The organism is Roseivivax sp. CAU 1753, assembly GCF_054482575.1.
This window is the reverse complement of the sequence record NZ_JBTLRF010000001.1, coordinates 222,207-241,596: the sequence shown is the minus strand read 5'-3', so window position 1 is coordinate 241,596 and position 19,390 is coordinate 222,207. Positions and strand designations below refer to the sequence as shown.

The 19,390-nt window shown below is 61.4% G+C and carries 7 protein-coding genes; 4 read left to right on the top strand and 3 right to left on the bottom strand.

The features are described 5' to 3' along the window. Positions 1 to 21 precede the first annotated feature (21 nt). Genes ACXYMN_RS01125 through ACXYMN_RS01115 form a run of 3 tightly spaced genes read right to left on the bottom strand, consistent with a single transcriptional unit; the run spans position 22 to position 11,304 of the window. Positions 22 to 2,700, bottom strand: coding sequence for a non-ribosomal peptide synthetase (locus tag ACXYMN_RS01125; protein ID WP_459011534.1), 2,679 nt, complete (start codon positions 2,698 to 2,700; stop codon positions 22 to 24). A 13-nt stretch (positions 2,701 to 2,713) separates the two neighbouring features. Next, positions 2,714 to 5,917 (bottom strand): non-ribosomal peptide synthetase, encoded by a 3,204-nt coding sequence (locus ACXYMN_RS01120; protein ID WP_459011533.1) that lies wholly within the window; start codon positions 5,915 to 5,917, stop codon positions 2,714 to 2,716. Next, positions 5,911 to 11,304 (bottom strand): amino acid adenylation domain-containing protein, encoded by a 5,394-nt coding sequence (locus ACXYMN_RS01115; protein ID WP_459011532.1) that lies wholly within the window; start codon positions 11,302 to 11,304, stop codon positions 5,911 to 5,913. The genes ACXYMN_RS01120 and ACXYMN_RS01115 overlap by 7 nt, the downstream gene beginning before the upstream one ends. A 240-nt stretch (positions 11,305 to 11,544) precedes the next feature. On the opposite strand from ACXYMN_RS01115, the gene ACXYMN_RS01110 reads away from it, so the two are divergent. The 4 genes from ACXYMN_RS01110 to ACXYMN_RS01095 are packed head-to-tail and all read left to right on the top strand — an operon-like array spanning position 11,545 to position 19,390. Beyond that, positions 11,545 to 13,149, top strand: coding sequence for a PhpK family radical SAM P-methyltransferase (locus tag ACXYMN_RS01110; protein ID WP_459011531.1), 1,605 nt, complete (start codon positions 11,545 to 11,547; stop codon positions 13,147 to 13,149). Positions 13,150 to 13,165: 16 nt separating this feature from the next. After that, positions 13,166 to 14,947: a carbamoyltransferase family protein gene (locus tag ACXYMN_RS01105; protein ID WP_459011530.1), complete on the top strand. Its 1,782-nt coding sequence runs from the start codon at positions 13,166 to 13,168 to the stop codon at positions 14,945 to 14,947. Next, positions 14,941 to 16,128: a hypothetical protein gene (locus ACXYMN_RS01100; RefSeq protein ID WP_459011529.1), complete on the top strand. Its 1,188-nt coding sequence runs from the start codon at positions 14,941 to 14,943 to the stop codon at positions 16,126 to 16,128. The genes ACXYMN_RS01105 and ACXYMN_RS01100 overlap by 7 nt, the downstream gene beginning before the upstream one ends. Then, positions 16,070 to 19,390 (top strand): non-ribosomal peptide synthetase, encoded by a 3,321-nt coding sequence (locus tag ACXYMN_RS01095; RefSeq protein ID WP_459011528.1) that lies wholly within the window; start codon positions 16,070 to 16,072, stop codon positions 19,388 to 19,390. Before ACXYMN_RS01100 ends, ACXYMN_RS01095 begins: the two co-directional genes overlap by 59 nt.

Below are 19,390 nucleotides of genomic sequence, written 5' to 3'. Positions count from 1 at the left end.
GGACTGCCCCGCGACACCGGATCACAAGACAACCTCCTCTTCCGCGGCGCCGCCCGGGCGCTGAACCTCATGGGCGATGCGAATGGCGTCGATATGCGCCGCCAATGCATCGACATATGGCGCGTTGAAGACGTCGCGGATCGACAGTTTTACCTGCATCACATCGTAGACCCAGGATACCAGTTGAGTGGCCAAAAGCGAGTGACCGCCGAGATCCAGAAAATTGTCGTGCCGCCCGACGCGTTCGATCCTGAACAGCACGGCCCATCGTTCCGCCAACGCGATTTCCGTCGGGCCACGCGGCGCATCGTATGTGTCGCCCGTCGGTCGATCTTCCGGCATCGGCGCAGGCAGAGCGGCGCGATCGATTTTCCCGTTCGAATTCAGCGGAAACTCCGGCATGACGACATAGGCTGCAGGAAGCATATACACCGGCAACCGGGCCTTGGCGAAGTCGTGCGCCTCGACCGCAGGCAGGCTCTGCGCACTGCAAAGATACGCCACCAGCGCCAGATCCCCGTCATGCGCCTCGATGGTCTTGATCACGACGTCCGAGACATCCGGATGCTGTCGGAGCACCGTTTCGATGTCGTGCGGCTCGACCCGAAATCCGCGCAGCTTCAATTGATGATCCAGACGACCGATATACTCCAGCGACCCGTCATTCGACCATTTCGCGCAATCCCCGGTGCGGTAAAGCCGCGCGCCGGGGTGCGCGGAAAACGGATCGGGGATGAAGGTTTCCGCGGTTTGCCGCGGATTGCCGCGATACCCGCGCCCGACGCCGATACCGCCCACCATCAATTCGCCCCGCCCTCCTATGGGTCTGGGGGCAAGCCGGGCGTCGGTCACGTATATCCGGGTGTTGGCCAGCGGGCTGCCGATCGACACGGTATCGCCATGGACGTTCGCTGCCGTCAGTGTCTGATGGGTGACGTCGTCCGAGCATTCGGTCGGGCCATAGGCATTGAGGACCGGTATGTCGGGATAACGGTCGAACCATCGTCGGCACAGCTTCGGGGCAAGCGCCTCTCCGGTCGATATCAGCCATCTCAGCTGTCCGAGCGACGGCGATGCGGCGGTCGAATGCTGCAAGACCGCCTTCAGAAAGGACGGCACGGTCTGCAGGATCGTGATGCGCTCTCGCGCGACAAGTTCGAGAAGACGAACCGGGTCTTCGGCGACCTCTTCCGTGACCACCAGCACGCGCCCGCCGACCAGCAGCGCCGCCACCAACTGCCAAACCGAGATATCGAAACACGGCGACGCCGTGGCCGCCAGGGTATCCTCCGGACCAATCTGAAGATCGTGGATCTTGGCAAACAGATGGTTGATCATGCCCCGTTGCTCGACCATCGCGCCTTTGGGCGTCCCGGTCGAGCCGGATGTGAAGATCGTGTAGGCCAGGCAATTCGGGTCGGTCCAGACCGGTTCGTTCACCGTGACCGTCGATGCCTGCAGAAGGTCGGCGCTCGACATCCGTATCGGTCGTGCGTCGGCGCCAAGCCCCGCCAGCGCGTCTTCGAGCAACCGCGCCTGCCCGGGCCCTGTCACGACAAGTGCCGCCGCGCTCTGCTGCAGCACCGCGGCAATGCGCCTGGGGGGATGCATGGGGTCCAGCGGCACATAGGCCGCGCCCGCCTTCCAGACGCCCAGGATCGCGACGAGAAGGTCCAGGGTCCGCAGGCTCAGCAAGGCGACAAGGTCTTCGGGTCCGATACCGGCGGCGCGGAGATTCTGCGCGGCCCGGTCCGCGCGCCGGTCGAGTTCCGCGTAGGTAAGCTGTTGCACGCCGTATTGCGCGGCGATGGCGTCAGGGTGCAAGCCGACGCGCTCTTGAAACAGGGCGACAAACGATTTGTCGTGCGGCGTGGGCGCGTCGGTCTGGTTCCACCCGTCGACCACCAGATGCTTTTCGTTCCTGCCCATCAATTGCATGTCTGCAAAGCGCGCCATTGGATCGGCAGTGATCGCCTCGACGATCCGCGCGATCTGCGACAGGCTGCGCTGCAAGGTATCGCTTGAAAAAACCTCTGTGTCATACTGGCAATGGAGGCGCAGCGATTGATCGGCCTTGGACAATTGGAACACGGCGTCGCATGCGGTGGACACATCGGCAATGTTGTCCTGGCCGAGTGCCTTTCCGGGCTCCGTCCAGCGGTCGCTCAGATCAAAGGCCAGCATCATGGTCTGAAAGATCGGCGCGCGCGACGACATCGGGTCATGGGCGCTCAGCCCGACCATGTCGGCGAAGGGCAGATCGCTGTGCCTTGCCGCGTCGCGAACAGCCGCTCGCGTGATGTCGATCGCCTCGGCACCGGTCAGGTTTTCCCCGATATCGGCCATGATCGGCAGGGAATTAACAAAGCAGCGGGCCGGGTCCGGGGCTGGCTCCTCGCGCTCCACGGAGGCCACGCCGATCGGCAAGCGTTCATCGGCTCCGCGCTGTACCCAGCCGACCTTGACCGCGACAAGAAAGAGGACCAGCACATTGAGGTCGCGGTCTTGGCAGAATGTCCCGATGCGCGCGGTCATCTTATCGGAAAAGCGGAACTCCAGATCATCCCGCATGTAAGCCGGCGCCGCTGGACGTGCGGTATCAAGGCAGGGATCAAGCGTCGGCGTGGCCTCTGACAGTTGCTCGCGCCAGTAGCGTTCCTGCTGTCGAAGTCTTGGGCGAGTTTCGGTATGGTTCTCCATAGAAGTCACCTCTTCAGATCTCAAATCCAACGGTCTCGGCGGCCTCATCCGCGTCCGGCGCGGCGGCCAACCAGCGCTCGGTTTCAATCGCTTCGGACAGGCCGATGACCGTGGGCCTGTCGAAAAGCAGCCCGACCGAGATCTCTATACCATGGGCCTTGTAAAGCTGATTGACGAATTGAACCGCCAACATGGAATGCCCGCCCAGATCGAAGAAATCATCCTCGATGCTGATGGTGCGTCGGTCGAATAGCTGGCGCCACACATCCAGGATCTGCTGCTGCAACGCTGTCAGAGGCTCTGCACCCTGCTTTTTCTGGCGCGCGTCCGGGTCGCCGATCTCGAACGTGTCGAGCGATTTCAAAATCGCCTTCCGATCCAGCTTGCCGTTTGACGACAGCGGGAACTCATCCAACTGAACAATCCGCGACGGCACCGAATGATCCGGCAGACTGGCCCCGAGAAAGCGCCTCAGCTCGGCCTGTTTTAGACGGCATCCGGGTTCGGACACGACAAACGCACATAAATCCGGCTGCCCCGCCCGCGATACGACCAGTTCGACCATGGCTTGCCGAACCTCCGGGTGCTTTTCGAGCGTCAGTTCGACCTCGGCCAATTCGATGCGCGCGCCGTTCCATTTCACCTGGCGATCGAGCCGCCCGTGAAAACGCAGCACGCCATCTGGTGACGCACTCACCTTGTCGCCGGTCCGGTAAAGACGCTGACCCGTGCCAGTTGGATGGAAAGGATCGGGGACAAACCGCTCTGCCGTGAGATCCGGGCGCCGGATATACCCCCGCGCCACCTGCGCGCCGCCGATGACCAATTCACCAGCCACGCCAATTGGCGCAAGCTGATGTCGCTTGTCCGTCACGTAAAGCTGTGTGTTCGCGACGGGCCGACCGATTGGAATGAAAGCGCCGATTGAGGTGCAGTGCCAGGCCGCGACATCGATGGCGGCCTCTGTCGGGCCATAAAGGTTGTGCACGCTCGCGGGCAGTTTCTCAAGGCATTGCCGGGCCAGATCAGGCGGCAATTCTTCCCCGCTGCATATCACCCGTCGCAGCCTTCGGCAGGTCTCCGCCCCTTTGGCATCCAGAAAGCGTCTCAGCATCGAGGGGACAAAATGCAGGGTGCTGATGTGTTCGCGTTCAATCGTATCGATCAGGTAGGCCGCGTCCAGATGGCCTTTCGGGCGGGCCATCACCAGCGTCGCACCGGTGATCAACGGCCAGAAGAACTCCCAGACAGACACGTCGAACGAAAACGGTGTCTTCTGAAGCACCCTGTCATTTGCATCGAGCGCGTAGGCCGCTTGCATCCAACACAGCCGGTTGAGCAGCGCCCGGTGGCTGATCCCCACCCCCTTGGGTGCTCCCGTCGACCCGGATGTAAAAAGCACGTAGGCAAGGTTGTCCGGCAAGACGCAAATGCCGGGCGGCGTGTCCGGCTGCGTTTCCAACGCCAGTTCCGACAGGACGTCGGTCGCGAACGGCAACGCGCGCCGCGGAATATCGGCCAGCACGCATACCGGTCGGGAGGTTTGCACCATCAGCGCCAGACGATCCGGCGGGAGATCGGGATCGAGCGGCAGGAACGCGCCCCCGGCCTTCAGCACGGCAAGCAATGCCACCACAAGGTCATCGGATCGCGCCATGCACAGGCCAACCACGTCGTCCGGCCCGACGCCTGACGCGCGCAGATGATGCGCCAGCCGGTTCGCGCGCCGCTGCAATCCGGCGAAGCTCAGGCGGGCATTCTCGAAGACCACGGCGGTGGCGTCCGGGGTCCTTGTCGCCTGCGCTTCGATGGCCGCGTGCACGCACGCGACCGGCGGCGGATCGGTCGCGGTCGCGTTCCAAGTTAGCCGTTGCGTGCGCACTTCTTGCGCGGACAACAGCGGCAATTCGGAAATGCGGCACTCGGGCGCGGCCACAACAGCACCCAAGGCGGTTTCAAGATGGCCGACCATCCGGTTCACCGTCGCGGCATCGAAAAGCTCGGTCCGGTAGTGAAGCCATCCATGAAGGGTCGGTGCGCCGTCCCATATCTGCAGATCCAGATCGAAAACAGCGCTCTGCCTGTCGAGATCGAGAGTCGAAAGCGCCATGTCGCCAAGCTGCATCCTGGGCAGTGGCGCGTTTTGCAGCGCGAACATCACGTTGAACGGATGGGCAGGCTGAGCCCGAAGTTCAGGTGTCTGGCGTATGACCGATTGCAGCGGTGCCTCGGCATGCGAAAACCCCCGGGCGCAGGTCGTTTTCACCCGCTCCACAAGCCTGGCAAAGCTTGGGTCGCCCGACAGATCGGTGCGCAGCAACAGAACGTTCAGGAACGGACCGATCAGGGTTTCCGAAGCGCGCGACACGCGGTTTGAGACCGGTGACGCAACGACGATATCGGTCTCGGCGGTGTATCGATGCAATACGACCTTGAATGCCGCGAGCAGAACCATGAACAGCGTGACCCCTTGACGCCGGGCCAGCGCGCGGATGTTCGAACTCGCGAACGCATCCAAACCAAAAGCGACACGGGCCCCATGCGTGCCCTGCCCTGCCCCGCGTTGCCGGTCGGTCGGCAGGGCAAGACATGGCTGGATGCCGGCCAGTTGCGACGTCCAGTACCGCAGGTGCTCCGCACGTTTTGCGGCCGTCCCGGCTGACCGCTCGGACCGCGCGATATCCTCGTATTGGAGGGGCAATTCAGGCATTGGCGATGGTGCGCCGCGACCCCATGCTGCAAACAGGGTTTGCAGTTCTGTGAGTATGATGCCCATGGACCAGGTGTCGGCAACGATGTGATGCAAAGTCAGGATCAGTACGTGCTCCTGCATCCTGCATCGGAGCAATTTTGCCCGAATGGGAAGGTCTGCCTCCAGATCGAGGCGGCCATGCGCCTCTTTCTGTGCAAGCTGTTGCACAAGGTCTGTTTTGTCAGGGTCGGGCAGACCGGCAAGATCGACAAGCGGCAGCGAAAATCCGGGTGCTGTGCGCAAATGGGACGTCGGGCGACCTTCGCGGCGCCGGAAATTGCTCCTCAGCACATGATGGCGCCGGATAACCTCTGCTAGCGCCGTTTCCAGCAGCGTTACGTTCAACGGCCCACGGATGCAGACCTGCACGCATTCGTGGTAGTAGGCGCAATCGGGGTCCAATTGGTGCAGAAACCAAAAGCGTTCCTGGCTGTAGGACAGCGTGCCTGGCGCCTGTATTACCATGAGCGCGCGCCCGGATGGTTCGCGCCGGTCGATGGGCGCGCGAGATCAGCCGCCACGGCGGCATCGCTGCAGTCTTCGAGATACGCGGCAAGGGACTGAATATCGGCATGTTCGAACAGGGCAGCCACGGGGAATTCGAGGCCGGTACGGTCTTGCAGCCGGGCATGTATCTTCGAGGCTTTCAGGGAATGCCCGCCCAGATCGAAAAAGTTGTCGTGAATACCGATCCGGTCAATTTCCAGCGCCTCCGACCACGCCCCGGCAACGAGCGCCTCGAACTTTGTCCGGGGCGCGGCAAATGGCCGTCCCGCATTCAGCGGTTGGCCCGTTTCGATCCCGATTGCCTTGCGATCCAGCTTTCCGCTTTGCGTGCGCGGAAACCCGGGGAAGCCAAGAAAACGCGCGGGCACCATGTATTCCGGCAGGGTGGCAGACGCAAACGTCCTGAGATCATGTCCGTCGGCGTTCCATCCGTCGCGCACGACAACACAGGCAACCAGCTCAATGGACAGGTCCGCCCCGGTTGCAGGGATCACGGCCGCTTCGACGATTGCCGGGTGCCGGTTCAAAACCGTCTCGATTTCTTGCGGCTCGACGCGGAACCCGCGAACCTTCACCTGGTGATCGATCCGCCCGTGAAAGTGCAACGCGCCGTCATCGGAAAAAGCCCCCAGATCGCCGGTACGGTAGCGGCGCGCTCCGGGATGCGCGGACATGGGATCCGGCAGGAAGGCTGCCGCGGTCTGATCGGACCGGTTCAAGTAACACGAAGCGACGCCCCGACCGCCGATGAAAACTTCACCGCTGCGCCCGTTCGGAACCGTTTTCCCATGGTCGAGAACCTGAATGTCGGTCTGCGCAACACTGGTTCCGACGGGCACGTCGCGCTTCTCGGCCCGCTTTTGCCAGGCCCCGCGGTCGGTTGAAAAGAGCGACGCATAGACCGTCGCCTCGGTCGGCCCATAGGCGTTGATGATGCGACAGCCCGCCGGGGATCGGTCCAACAGATGCTGCAACAGATCGGGTTGCAGCGTCTCGCCAATAAGCAGGATGGTCGATACCGACGCCGGTGACCCACCGGTCAGGGCTTCGCGCATCACGGTCGGTGTCGCGTAGATCATGGTCGCCGCGTGTCGGTTGACGAAGTCCAGATAGCGGCGCGGCTCTTTGCGATGCGCCTCGCTGGGAACCAGCAGGGTTCCACCGCTCAGGAGTGTCGAGAGAACCTCCCACAGCCCGACATCGAAGGTCACGGACAAGGCGAGTGCCGACCGCGCCCCCGCTTTGGGCGTCACATGCGCCTGTTGCCACGCCAGCAGGGCCAAAAGGTTGTCTTGCGTGACCACCACACCCTTCGGCTGACCAGAGGACGTTCCGGAGGTGTAGATGGCGTAGGCGGCTTGATGCGGCTGTGCAGGGGCGATGGGCGCAGACCCGCCATGGGTGAAGCCTGCGCCGTCATGCAGTTCCGGCGCACCCGCGGATTGCGGCACGGATGGCGCGCCATCGATGACAATGATGTGGTCGATACACCCGGCGCGCCGTGCAACCGCAAGCGCGTCCTCCACAAGCACGGTCTCGGTGATCAGTATCCCCGCCCCGCAATCCATCAGCTTGAACGCGTTTCTTTCTGTCGGGTCACCGGCTGCCAGGGGCACAAAGCCCTGACCGGTCTGCAGCACCGCAAACGCACCGATTGCAAAATGCGCGTTTTGCCCGGTCAGCACGGCGACCAATGGAAAGGACGCATCGCGCGAGGACTGATTTCCCAGCGCGAACAGGCGTTGCGCGACCTTTGCGCAGCGTCGACCCAATGCGCGGTAGGTCATCTGCCTTTGGTCATCCGCGATGGCTATTCTGTCCGGTGTCGCGGCAACGGTGCGCTGGAACACGGCGTCAAGACTGACCGGGTCCGTCCCGAAGGGATCTTCCACGTGGCGGTCTGTCGCTGCCATCACCGGGGCGACGCCAGCACGCCGCTTCGGGACGGACCCGGATGCCGCTTCAGACAACGCCTGCGCGGTCTCGCAGAACGTCTCGGCCGCCCGTTGCGCCGTTTCGGGATCGAACAGGTTGGCGTCAAAGGCCAGGTGGCCCCCGATCCCTGCGCCCACGCGCCCAAGCGCCAGTTCCATGACGCCATCCAGCGCGTCACGCGGCACCGGGATGGGTCTCAGGCCCAGCCCGCCCAAGGGAATGCACCCGCCGTCAATCCCCAGCGCCATGCGCGTCAGGTCGGGTTGATCCGGCAGCGGCGACTGTTGCCAGTTGAACATCGTGGAAAACAAGGGGGTCCGTCCAAGTTGGCGCGTTGGACGCAGGTGCTCGACAAGCTGGGAATACGGAATGTCACCGCGCCCGAACGCCTCTCGCGCTGCACGGGCGACCGCCTGGACAAGGCAATCGGCATTCGGGTTTCCGGACAGATCGCACGGAATGACGATCGGATTCACGAAATAGCCAACCGTGTCCGCAAACCGCGCACTTGCACGCAAGGAGGTCAGCGTGCCGACAGTGAACCGCGCCTGCCCGGTAAGGCGCTTCAGGGCAGCCTGCCAAGCCGCCAGAAGCACCGTAAAGAGGCTTGTGTCGTGACGCTTCGCCAGATCGGCAAGGCCGCGTCTTACCTTCGGCGAAAGCGCAACCGCCACCTGTGAAACGACCGGTTGCGCGTTTTCGAAGGGGCGATCGAACGGCAGGTCCGTCGCAAACGGGCAGGTTTCGATCCGCGCGCCCCACTGGGCAATGGCGGACTGAAACTCGGGATCGCGCGACCGGGCGTCTTCCTCCGCCACGAAGTCCAGATAGCTGGCGGGCTGCGGGGGAATCTGCGCGGTCCGACCTGAAAGCATCGCGTCGTACATCACGCCGAGGTCCCGCAACAGCAGCGACAAGGACCAGAAGTCAACGATCAGGTGGTGCGCGCTGGCCACCAACACCGGGTCCCGCCCCGGCCCCGTGAACAGCAGGATGCGCAGCAGTGGCGCGTTCTTCAATCCGAAGACATGGCGCGCTTCGGCCAGCATTTCTGCATCGGTCAACCGGTTTGCCTCTTGGGACAAGTCGCGATGGATCAGCCATGCCTCTTGCGACGGACGAATTTCGCAGTAGGGCGATCCGTCTTTCGCATCGAAACGGGCGCGCAGAACGTCGTGGCGATCGACGAGGTGCTGAAAAGCCTGCCGCAGCGCGGGGATATCGAGTCGTCCCGGAACGCGCGCGGCAACGGTGACGTTATAGGCGGTGCTGTCGGGGGCAAGAGACTGCAAAAACCACAGCGCACGTTGCCCCGCCGTCATCGACGGACCCGAACCGTCACCACTGACCGGGACCGCGCGCGATGACGGGGGGATGCCGCCGATGCGATCCGCGATCTGCCGGGCGCATTCCGCGAGCGACCGCGCCCCGATCAGCTGCGCCATCGAGACCGGTGTGCCAAAGGCCGTTTCGATGTGATGGGCCAAGCGCGCCGCCGCGAGAGAGTCCACTCCCAGCGCGGACAGCGATGCGTCGGGCAGGATCTCCGAGCGCGGGGCGCCGGTCAGCGCCGCCACATAGGTTTCCAGATGCGCCGTCAGGCTGTGGCACCGTTCGGTCCTGCGCATCGCCAACAATGCCGGGCGGGTCAATGGCAGCGGCAAGGCATCCGTGCCTGCCGCTGGCCTCGAATCCTGGCGTTCGATTGCCAGCTCGCCGTCCCGCAGCATCTTGCGGCAAAGACGTCGTCGCACCTTGCCGCTGGTGGTCATGGGCAGAGTCCCGCTTCGGACCAGCGCAACCGTCGACACCGGTACGTTATGCGCCCGTGTGACAGCCGCGCGCACCTCCCGGCATATTAGCGCCAGATCACCAGAACGCTGGGCGTTGCGTTTCAGTTCAAGCACAAGCGACACGGCATCTTGCCCGGCGCTCCGATCCGCGAACGCGGCACCACGATTGTCCCGCAACGCCTCGTGACAACCGGTGGCCGTCTTCTCGATATCCTGGGGCCAGAGATTGCGACCGCGTAGGATGATCAGATCTTTCTTGCGCCCGGCGATGTAAAGCTGACCCCCGGATACAAAACCAAGATCCCCGGTCCGAAGATATGCGTTCTCCGTGCCGGTTTCGGCCCCTGACACGCCGACACCGAAGGTCTGTGCCGTCGCATGCGGATTGTTCCAATACCCCTTCGCAACCTGTTCCCCGGACACCCAGACCTCGCCGATTTCGTCATCCGGGCACCGGCGATGCGTTTCTGGATTGACGATCTCGACCCGTCCGCCGTGACGCGTGTGACCGCAGCCGACCAGTTCGGTGGTCACGCCGCCCTTGCCGTCTCTGGCGACGATCCGGTTGGACGTGAGCGCCTCACGATCGACGGATTGCACCACCAGCGGCGCTGCCGGGTCCGCACCCGTGACGAACAAGGTGGCCTCGGCAAGGCCGTAGCACGGAAGAAAGGCGCGACTGTCAAAGCCATAAGGTTCGAACGTCCTGGCAAACCGTTCCATCGTTTGCGCATCGATCGGTTCGGCACCATTGAACGCGATGGTCCAACTGCTCAGGTCGAGATCGATGCATTGATCGGGATCGAACCGTTCAACGCAGAGGTCAAAGGCGAAATTGGGCCCGCCGGATGTTCGACCTTTGAATTGCGATATCGTCTCCAGCCACCGGATTGGGCGCTGAATGAATGACGCGGGCGAAAGCAGCACACCGCGAGACCCGCAAAACACAGGCTGCATCACATTGCCGATAAGGCCCATGTCGTGAAACATCGGCAACCAGCCGACAATCGTCGATTCAGCATCATGCGCGAAGGCAGAGCGGATCATGTTCTGATTGGCCAGAATATTGCCGTGGCTGACCATCACCCCCTTGGGCTGTCCCGTCGACCCGGAAGTGTATTGAAGAAAGGCGAGAGACTGACTTTCAAGCTTCGGCGGCACCCAATTTGCGGGCGCCCCCTCATTGACACTCGCGATATCGATCCATGTGATCGCATCGGACGATTGCGGCAGCATGCGTCGTGTGCGCGCAATGGTCGCCCGCGTTCCCAAAACGAATTTCGCACCCGTATCCTGCAAAATGGCTTCGAAACCGCTGGCATCGCCGGTCGCGTGAAGCGGCGCGCATGGAACCGCCACAACACCGCCACAGAGACAACCGAAAAATGCACCGATGAATTCCAGACCGTTCGGCATCAAAAGCGCTGCGCGTTCGCCTTTGGCACCCAGGTTTTGCAGAAATGCGCCCACGGAACGCGCCAGGCCATCCAATTCAGCATAGCTGAGCGATATCGGCGTAGCGGCCCTGCCCCCGAGAAATGTGAACGCAATCCGCCCGGGCGTCATACCTGCCCGCCATCGCAGAACATCGACAATGGAAGCAGAATGCTCAGGCATAAACATAATTGCGATGCGCTCGGGAAACGCCTTTTATATCAAAGACTTTCGAAATTCCGACCCGATGAATGATCGGTTAAAGCTTGATTGAGCGTAACGAACTTCCACACAGTCCGTCAAGCGCGTTGGTCCTGCGGATCTGCGCAGCAGAATGACCCGGCCGGGACCCGGCAGAATTCTTTTTGTACTTGGTGCCGAGTTCGCTAAGCTTTCGTGCAAGCGATGCCTGCAGGGGGTACCATGGCCCAAACCGATTGCATTATCATTGGTTACAACGACGCTGATTTTGATGAAAATGTCCGGCTTATCGAAGCAACCGGAACCCACTCCGGTGCATTTCGCGATTATCGGCTGTCTTGCGTGGAAATCGAGGATCGCTATCTGAGGCCATTGGATATTTTTTCCCGGTTCAACGCGAACGAAAACCATTCGGAACGGAAAAAATACCATGATATGGATTTCATGTGGCCGACAATTCTTTATCTGGGATCATACCTGGACAAGCACGGGCTGAGCTTTGATCATGTAAACCTGTTTCAACTTGAAAAGGAAAAGCTGAAGACGCTGTTGGCGACGCACAACCCCATTGCGGTCGCCATCACAACGACACTCTACGTCAATCCCCGCCCGATCCTTGAAATCATCGAATTCATCAGAGCACATAATTCAACCGTCAAGATCGTCGTTGGTGGGCCCTATGTGTCCAGTTTATCAAGCGGCGGTAGCCCAGAGGACGTCGCATCGCTGTTGCGGTATATCGGGGCGGACTTTTATGTGATCGACCGCGAAGGCGAGGCAGCGCTGGTCGATCTCATTCGCGCAATCAAGTCGGGGGCAGACCCTGGCGCAATCGCAAATCTTGCCTTTGTGGACGGAAAAGAACTTATCCGCACCCCGAGCGTTCCGGAACAAAATGCGCTGGGCGACCATCCCGTCGATTACGCCCTCTTTGACAGATCCGAGATTGGCGAATTCCTGTCCATCCGAACGGCAAAATCCTGTCCGTTCGCCTGCGCCTTTTGCGGATTTCCCGAACGTAGCGGGAAGTATGTCTATCTCTCGACCGCAGAGGTCGAGGAAGAGCTCAACCGGGTCAACGACCTTGGCACCGTGTCCACCCTGACCATTCTCGACGACACATTCAACGTTCCCAAGCGACGTTTCCGCGAAATCCTGAAAATGATGATCCGCAACAAATACGATTTCCAATGGAACAGCTATTATCGCTGCGATCGCGGCGATCCAGAGGTCATCGAGCTGATGGGAGAGGCCAAATGCGAAGGCGTGTTCCTTGGCATTGAATCCGGCAGCGATGACATGCTGCGCAACATGAACAAGAAATGCAGCAACAAAAACTATCGCGAGGCGATACCCCAACTCAAGGCGGCGGGCATCTCGACACATGCCAATTTCATCGTCGGATATCCCGGAGAAACCAGAGAGACATATGAAGAAACCATCGCGCTGATCGAAGAGGCCAAGCCCGACTATTTTCTGGGTCAGCTTTGGTTTTGCGACCCGATCACGCCAGTGGGGCGGCAAACGGAAGAATTGGGCATAAAAGGCACCGGGTTTGCCTGGTCGCATGGAACCATGGATTATCAAGAGGCATCGGACCTCGTGGAAGAGATGTTTTTCAGGGTCCAGAACTCGGTGTGGTTGCCGCAATGGGGAATGGCACCGTGGAGCACCTATTACCTGCAGCGCAACGGTCTGACCCGGGATCAGGTGAAACACTTTGTCCGATGCTACAACGATGTGGTGAAATACCAGGTCAAAAACCCAAGCATCAAGTCCATTCCCGAGACATTGATGACACCGCTTCAGCAAAGCTGCGTTTTATGACATTCGGGGCGCAAGAATGAACATCCTTGGCTATAGCGGGCTGCACAACAGCGACGTTTTCAAGAAGACGCGTTTTCCAAACCTGTCGGCGCGCGATCTTCTGATTGCAACGGGGCACGATTCCGCCGCGGCGCTGGTGTCCGACGACGGAATTGTGGCCGCAGCGGCGGAAGAACGGTTTTCGCGCGAAAAGGCAACGGGCCGCTTTCCGCATCAGGCGCTTGAGTTTTGCCTGCGCCACGCGGCGCTGGACTGGGACGATATCGACTATCTGGCCCACGGCTTCGCGTATGAGCCCTTGCGCGACTTTTTCGGCAGCATGTCGGAGTTCGAAAAAACGCGTTTCGAGGACGTGTATTCCGAACAGGCGCAGATACGCGCCATCACGGCGCATCTGCCCGCATCGATGGCCGAAAAGCTTGTCGAAGTGCCCCACCATTTGGCCCACGCCGCAAGCGCCTTTTACCCAAGTGGCATGAAAAACGCGTTGATCGTTGTCACTGACGGGATGGGCGAGGTTGAAAGCTGCACGGTCGCAATCGGCAGCCCCGATGGGATCGAGATCGTCAAAACCATCGCCTCCCTGCACTCTCTTGGCATGTTGTATTCAGTCGTTACACTGCATCTTGGCTTTGCCATGTCGTCTGACGAATACAAGGTCATGGGCCTTGCCGCCTATGGCGATGCACGCCGCACGCTGCCGAAATTCATGGAACTGATCCAGTTGCGCCGCGACGGCACATATTCGATCCCGTGCCTGCTGGAAAGCGGCAGCGATCTTGAACAGGAAACCCTGGCATCCTCCAGAGCGCATCTGAGCGCGGTTTTCGGACCGCCCCGCGACCCCGGCGGCGAGCTGACCCGCGATCACATGGATATCGCCGCAGGCATGCAGACTGCGCTTCAAACGGCGGTTTTGCACCTGCTGCGCCATTTCAGGCAAGAGACAGGTCTGAACGACCTGTGCCTGTCCGGTGGCGTTACGCTGAATTGCGCCATGAACGGTGTCATTGGCCGAAGCAGGCTCTTTCGCTCGATCTATGTGCAACCCGCGGCAGGCGATGACGGCACGGCGCTTGGTGCGGCACTTTACGTCAAGCACAGCAAGTCACCGACGGCAAAAACCGCCCCGATGGGGATGCCGTTTCTGGGTCCGTCCTATTCGGACGACGAAATCGGCAAGGTGCTCGACGGCGCGGGGGATGTTGCCTTCACGCATTGCGACAGCCATGCACAGCTGTGCGAACTGAGCGCGAAGGCGCTTCAGGACGGAAAGATCGTCGGCTGGTTTCAGGGCCGGATGGAATATGGCCCGCGCGCGCTGGGCGCACGCAGCATCCTTGCCAATCCCTGTCTCGACACGACAAAAGACCGCGTCAACATGCTGATCAAGAAGCGCGAAAACTTCCGCCCCTTCGCCCCGGCGGTCCTGCACGAACATGCCAGCAAGATCTTCAATCTGACGCCCGGCACGGAAGACATGTATGAAAACATGCTGTTTGTCGCACCGGTCAGACCGGACTACCGCGACAAGCTGCCCGCAACGACCCATGTCGACGGAAGCGCCCGGGTTCAGGTCGTGTCCGCGTCGCGCAACGCGGGGTTTCACAAGCTCATTCAATCCTTCGCAGAACTGAGCGGCATGCCGGTCGTTTTGAACACATCCTTCAACGTGAACAAGCAGCCGATCGTCTGTTCCCCGCAAGAGGCGCTGGACACGTTTCGTCAGGCCGGTCTGGACTGCCTCGCGATCGGGCCGTTTTGGGTCGAGCCGACCGGAACGGGGGTGTCATGCTGACCGTCACGCAACCCACCCACGCCGCCATTCGCGCACAGACCGAAGCGATCTGCCGTGACCTGGCCGATGCCGGTGAGGACCTGCACGCATGGTGGAAGGCACTGCGCCAAACCGACCTGCCCTTTCTGCCCATCCTGTTTCGCACCGATCTGGCGGCGGCGCATACGCTGTGCGGCAATGTCCTGCGAGAGATCGGTCGCACCCGGCTTGGGGCCGCCTACGCGTTTGAAAACCATCTCTACGTTCTCGGCGCCCTCGAGACCTATCAGTCGCGGCATCCGAATACGTCGATCAGGGCATGTCTCGACGGGATCCTGGCGGATCGAAGTTTCCTGGCGAATACCCATGGATACGTGCACAGCGACAGCGCGTTTCGCGAAGGCGTCGTGGCAAAACCCGATGGCGACGGGTTTGTTGTCTCGGGGCGGTCACACTTCGTGTCGCTCACCGGTCTGGCGGACATGCTTTACCTGACGTTGGTGGACAGCCCCGATCCCACCGCGCTGCTGTTACCCATCAAGGGGCAGCCCAAAATCGCGTTCGGCGACACTCTCTATTTTCCGGATGTTCTGCAGGAATCCGATACGCGGTCGATCAGCTTCGATCAGCTGGCCGTTGCCGAGGACCATGTTCTAGACGTGCCGCGGGGCCACATGCTGCCGGGCGGCGCGATGTCCGTGATGCAATTGGGCTGGCATCTTTCGCTGGCGGCCTCGGCGTTTCTCGGCGGAGCCAGCCGCATCGCCGATGAAACCCTTCGATTTGTGCAGGGCTTCAAGGTCTTTGATGGCCGCCCGATGGCACGATTGGACGATGTGGCCGTTTCCATGGGCAAGATCGGTGTGCGCTTTGGCACGGCGGATGCGGTGCTGAACGCCTATTCCTCAACCGTCGAAAGCATGGCCGCAGCCGGTTCCGATGCGGCCGTTCTGCGGGACGGACTTGTGCAAGCGCAGATCGCGAATTGCCAGGTTTCGGACCTCGCCGAACAGGTGTCGCATCGCTGCCGCCAGCTCATGGGCACCCGGCTGTTCAACGCGGAGCATTCCGCCCTTCTGAAGATGACGACAGAGTTGCTTGTCGGTTCCCTGGCCCCAAGGAACAACCGGATCCTCGAAAAGGATGTCGGCAACAGCATTCTGGCAGGCGACGGCTTTGGTGCCGTCCGTTGGAGGTCGTGATTGCCCGATGACAGACACCGATCCCACCGACGTGTTTGCCTTTCCGCTGTCGTTTTCGCAGCGCGCCTTGTGGTTCATGTACGAGCTGCAACCGGAAAGCGTGCTGTATCATGTGCCGTTCCTGGCTTATCTGGACGGCCCACTCGATTGTACCGCACTGAAGCTTGGCTTCGAATGGCTGGCCGAACGTCACGAGATTCTGAGAACCACGTTCCAGCGCATCGATGGCGAAGTGCGTCAGGTGGTGCATCCTAAGCTGGCACCGCCCTTCAACCTTATCCGGATGCCACCCGAAACCGACGATATCGACGACAGGATCGCGGACATCGTGGAGACCATCGCGCGCCAGCCGTTCAACCTGCGCCAAGAGCCACCGATCGCCGTCACGGTGATACAGCGGGCGCCAGACCGCCATGTCCTGCTGTTGATGCTTCATCACATCGCGTGCGACGGGACGTCCTTGCCGATCCTGCTGGAAGACCTGTCACTGGGTTACGAGGCCCTGCGTGAAGCGCGAAAGCCGGATCTGGCCGACCCGGCACTCCAATATGGCGATTACGCTGTCTGGCAAAGGCGTTGTGCGGAAGAGGGCCAGTTCGAGGACGCGCTGGCATTCTGGCAAAACCACCTGCGCGACGCGCCGCGGCTGTCTTTGCAGGCGGATCGACGGGCGGGCGCGCTGGAACACGAAGGGGCCACGCACAGCATTGATCTGCAGGCACCGTTGATGGACAAGCTGCAAGCGCTGGGCGAGCACGAAGGCGCAACGTTGTTCATGACCCTTTTGGCGGCGTTCAAATTGCTTCTTCATCGCCAAACGGGCCAATCGGACATCGTGGTGGGCACACCCAGCGCCAACCGCAACCACGCCGATATCGAACGGCTCGTCGGTTTTTTCATCAATCCGCTCGCGCTCAGAACAAGACTGACGCCGGACATGACCTTCCGGGCGCTTTTGCAAAGCGTGCGAGATGTGTGTGTCGACGGCTTTTCACATCAGGACGTGCCGTTCGAGCTGGTGGTCGACCGATGCAAACCGCGCCACCCCCTTGGTCAGCAGCCCTTCTTCGGAACCATGTTCATGGTCCATTCCCTGCCCGCCGACATGCTGTCATTTCCGGGCGTGTCACTTCGCCCCGGGCGCATCCGGCGTCGCACGTCCAAGTTCGACCTGACGTGGAATATCTTTCCCGACGGGGCGCACCACAAGCTGGAAGTGGAATACAATCGCGGCTGCTTCGATCCAGAGACGATTGCGCGTCTGGCCCGCCAATACCAGACATTGCTTTGCAGTATTGCAGACACGCCGGACATCCGGCTGTCGCAGGCGCAGCTTTCCGACCAGGCCGAACGGCAGGATCTGCTGGAAACATGGAACGACACGACAACAGCCTTCCCCGCGCAGGCATGCGTGCATCAGGTCTTTGAACGGCAGGTGACATGCGCCCCGGACGCCATCGCGATTGTCGACGGGGCAAGGCAGATCAGCTATCGCAACCTCAATCGCCGTGCGAACCGTCTTGCGCGAGACCTGATCCGCCGCGGGCTGGAAGCAGAGACCCCGGTCGCGCTCTTCCTGCCGCAGTCGGACATGATCTTCGTGGCCATGCTCGCGGTGCTGAAGGCTGGCGGCATCTATGTGCCGCTGGATCCGGATTCCGCACGCGAAAGGCTGGACTACCTGCTCAACGATATCGATGCGCCGCTTGTGCTGACCACCCGGGCGCTGAAGCCGGACTTGCCGGTGACGCCCGCGACCGTCCTGTGCCTTGATGACGCGACAGACACGGGCGCGATCTCGCGCCACGATGACACCAACCTTCCGCAGAGGGTGCATTCCGACAATCTGGCCTACGTACTCTATACCTCGGGCTCGACCGGCACGCCAAAGGGTGTGGGGATTTCCCATCGTGCCATCAACCGGCTCGCGACCTGCACGAATTACCTCAGCGTCGATGCTTCGGACAGCGTCGCACAGACCCTGAACCTGTCTTTCGACGGCTCCACGTTCGAGACCTGGTCCGCCTTGCTGAACGGGGCCCGACTGGTGCTCTTTCCCAAATCGCTTCTCCTGTCGCCGCAGAAATTCACCGATCACACCGAGCGGCATCTGGTCAGCGTCATGCTTCTGACGACCACCCTCTTCAACCTCGTCGTGCGCGACGCGCCGTGGGCCTTCAACCGGGCAAGTACGGTCCTGTTCGGCGGCGAAGCGGTCACCCCGTCATTCGTGCAAGATGTGTTGCGCAGTGGAGGCCCGACGCGTTTGCTGCATATCTATGGCCCCACCGAAGCGACGACATTCGCCACCTGGCATCACGTGACATCGGTCGATCCGCAGGCGATCAATGTCCCGATCGGGCGCGGAATCTCGAACACGCAGCTGTTCATCCTGGATCAAGGCGGCGCGCTTGCCCCGGTCGGCGCCGCCGGAGAGCTTTGCATCGGCGGCGATGGCCTTGCGCGCGGGTATCACAACGGCGCGGCACTCACGGCCGAGCGATTTGTGCCATCGTCCTTCGGCGATCACGGGCAGCGGCTCTATCGGTCCGGGGACCTTTGCCGCTGGCGCGCGGACGGGGCAATCGAATACCTGAGCCGACTGGACGAACAATTGAAAATTCGCGGCGTGCGCGTGGAGCCGCGGGAAATCGAGACAGCCCTCCTTGCGCACCCCTATGTTTCAGCCGCTGTCGTCGTGGCAACCGGCGAGGACCACGGCGCGCGTCGGCTCGACGCCTATGTCCAACCGGTCGGCTACAAGGTCCCGGAAGCTGATGAATTGCGCCAATTCGTGTCACGCAAACTGCATTACGCCGTGGTGCCGACGACCTTCACGATCCTCGACACGTTCCCGCTGATGCATAGCGGAAAGGTTGACACGCGCCGCCTGCCCGAACCCAGATCCGTCCGCCCGGCATCAGGCCAGGATCAAGACCCGCCGCACACCGAGACCGAGGAAATGCTGGCCCTCGTCTGGGGCAAGTTGCTGGGCGTGGAGGGGATAAGCCGCCGCGACCATTTCCTTGATCTTGGCGGCCATTCTCAGCTTGCGGCAGAACTGGCCTACCGGATGGAAGATCTCTTCCAGGTCACCTTACCCTTGACGGTTGTGTACGACTACCCGACAATCGCTGAATTGGCGAAATGCATTGAGCAACACAAAGACGCCGGCGCGCACACGGCAAAAACGGGCGACGCAACGGCGAACGTCTCTTTTGACCGGCGCTTCGCAGGAACCGCCAGCAACAGCAGGAGATAA

Bases quoted from the DNA above. Each gene is read 5' to 3' on its own strand.
- ACXYMN_RS01120 (WP_459011533.1), bottom strand. From the start codon at position 5,917: ATGGTAATACAGGCGCCAGGCACGCTGTCCTACAGCCAGGAACGCTTT.
- ACXYMN_RS01095 (WP_459011528.1), top strand. From the start codon at position 16,070: ATGTCGGCAACAGCATTCTGGCAGGCGACGGCTTTGGTGCCGTCCGTT.
- ACXYMN_RS01110 (WP_459011531.1), top strand. From the start codon at position 11,545: ATGGCCCAAACCGATTGCATTATCATTGGTTACAACGACGCTGATTTT.
- ACXYMN_RS01100 (WP_459011529.1), top strand. From the start codon at position 14,941: ATGCTGACCGTCACGCAACCCACCCACGCCGCCATTCGCGCACAGACC.
- ACXYMN_RS01125 (WP_459011534.1), bottom strand. From the start codon at position 2,700: ATGGAGAACCATACCGAAACTCGCCCAAGACTTCGACAGCAGGAACGC.
- ACXYMN_RS01105 (WP_459011530.1), top strand. From the start codon at position 13,166: ATGAACATCCTTGGCTATAGCGGGCTGCACAACAGCGACGTTTTCAAG.
- ACXYMN_RS01115 (WP_459011532.1), bottom strand. From the start codon at position 11,304: ATGCCTGAGCATTCTGCTTCCATTGTCGATGTTCTGCGATGGCGGGCA.